The 2,063-nt window shown below is 61.7% G+C and carries 2 protein-coding genes; one reads left to right on the plus strand and one right to left on the minus strand.

From position 1 onward, the window contains the following. Positions 1 to 40 precede the first annotated feature (40 nt). Complete coding sequence (locus Q0601_RS24575) at positions 41 to 193, minus strand: hypothetical protein (RefSeq protein WP_305292832.1); 153 nt, start codon at positions 191 to 193, stop codon at positions 41 to 43. Positions 194 to 433: 240 nt separating this feature from the next. Between Q0601_RS24575 and Q0601_RS24580 the strand changes: the two genes are divergently transcribed. Beyond that, on the plus strand, positions 434 to 2,063 hold a 1,630-nt coding region (locus Q0601_RS24580), incomplete at its 3' end, for a recombinase family protein (RefSeq protein WP_305292836.1).

Raw genomic sequence — 2,063 nt, forward strand, 5'->3', positions numbered from 1 at the left:
TCAGGACATGGCTGGAACCCTGTGCTGTGCGAGCAGGCGTTCATTTATCCTTGGGAGCCGCAAATCGCACGCCGTCGCGCCAGTATTTTTGCGACGCCATGCTGCTCAAGGCTACGCCAATGCCGAATCCAATCGCCTGCTTCCCACCCAACACCGCCGGGTACTTCTCTGTAACTGTCCGGAATTGCTTCATATCCTTTCCCCAAGCCTATGGGGATCGACAAGGATATGGCACGGCAATCCGACAGCAAGGACAAGGTGGAGGTAGAGCTCGGCGACGCCGAGCTAACCTTGACGCCGTCAGGTACTGGTCCCGATCCCCGGCTCGTCTCCCTGGCCCGGCTCCTCGCTCGACGGGCAGCGCGTGGCCTTTACGAGCAGCAGATGAGAGATCATCCCACATCAAACTCCTGAATCTTGAGGAGACCCGGTCATGAAGGTTTCCGTCTACGCGCGCTATTCCTCAGACAACCAGCGTGAGGCATCCATCGCCGACCAGTTCCGCATGTGCCGGCTACGCGCCGAGAAGGAAGGCTGGACCGTCATCGAGGAATATTCCGACCACGCCATCTCCGGCTCCAGCATGATCCAGCGCCCCGGCATCCAGGCGCTGATCATGGACTCCGCGCGGGGCCGCTTCGATCTGATCCTGTCGGAAGCCCTCGACCGGATCAGCCGGGATCAGGAGGATATCGCCGGCATCTTCAAACGCATGACCTATGCTGGCGTAAGGATGTTCACCCTCTCCGAAGGCGAGATCAGCGAGATGCATATCGGCCTCAAGGGCACGATGAACGCGCTGTTCCTGAAGGATCTGGCCGACAAGACCCGCCGCGGCCAACGCGGCCGGGTCGAGGCGGGCAAGTCCGGTGGCGGCAACTCCTACGGCTATGACGTGGTCAAGAAGCTTGATGCCAATGGCGAACCGATCAGAGGCGACCGGACCATTAACCCTGTCCAAGCCGAAGTCATCCGCCGCATCTTCCGCGATTATGCCGCGGGGAAGTCGGCCAAACGGATTGCGGCCGAGTTGAACCACGACGGGGTGGAGGCTCCATCCGGCGGCGCCTGGGGCTTCAGCACCATCAATGGCAACCGGAAGCGCGGCAACGGCATCCTCAACAACGAGATGTATATCGGCAAGATCGTCTGGAACCGCCAGCGCTTCGTCAGGGATCCCGACACCGGCAAGCGGCAGGCCCGGCCCAACCCGGAAGAGGAATGGGTGATCCAGCAGGCGCCCGAGCTGCGCATTATCGAGGATGGTCTCTGGAATGCCGCCAAGGAACGACAGAAGTCGATCAAGCACGAACGGCGGGATGATGGCAAAGGGGTCGAGAACCATTTCCGCGACCGGCGGCGGCCGAAGTATCTGCTTTCCGGGCTGACCAGATGCGGCTGCTGTGGTGGTGGCTACTCAATGATCTCCGCTCAGTTGCTCGGTTGCTCGACCAGGCGGAACAAGGGCACCTGCGAGAACCGCATGAACATCCGGCGGAACGCATTGGAGGCCCGCGAGATGAACGCGCTGCGCCATAACCTGATGCAGCCCGAGCTGTTCCAGGAGTTCTGCGAGGAGTTCACCCGCGAGATGAACCGGCTGCGGATGGAAGGCCGGGCCTCGATCGACGCCGCCGAGGCGGAGATTAGGAAGATCGAGCGGGAACTGGAGACCCTGCTGAACCTCATCCTCAAAGGCGGCGCGGCAGACATGCTCAATGCAAAGATGGTCAAGCTGGAGGGTCGGCAAAAGGAGTTGAAGGCGTTCCTGGCCGAGGTCGAGGAGCCCCCTCCCCTGCTGCACCCGAACATGGCACACCATTACCGCGCCCAGGTCGAAGAACTCTATGCCGCGCTTCAGGAAGATTCCGAGGCAAGGCGGATGGAGGCGACCGATGTACTGCGCTCCCTGGTGGAAGAGATCGTGCTGACGCCCGACCCGAACAGCGGCGAGCTTCGGGTCGAAGTGCGGGGCGATCTAGCCGACATCCTTGCGATCTCGCTGGAACGTAAAAAGCCCTCCGGTGGGGAGGGCGGTGCGCAATTTGTGATGGTTGCGGGGG

Source organism: Paracoccus wurundjeri (assembly GCF_030678915.1).
GTDB lineage: Bacteria > Pseudomonadota > Alphaproteobacteria > Rhodobacterales > Rhodobacteraceae > Paracoccus > Paracoccus onubensis_A.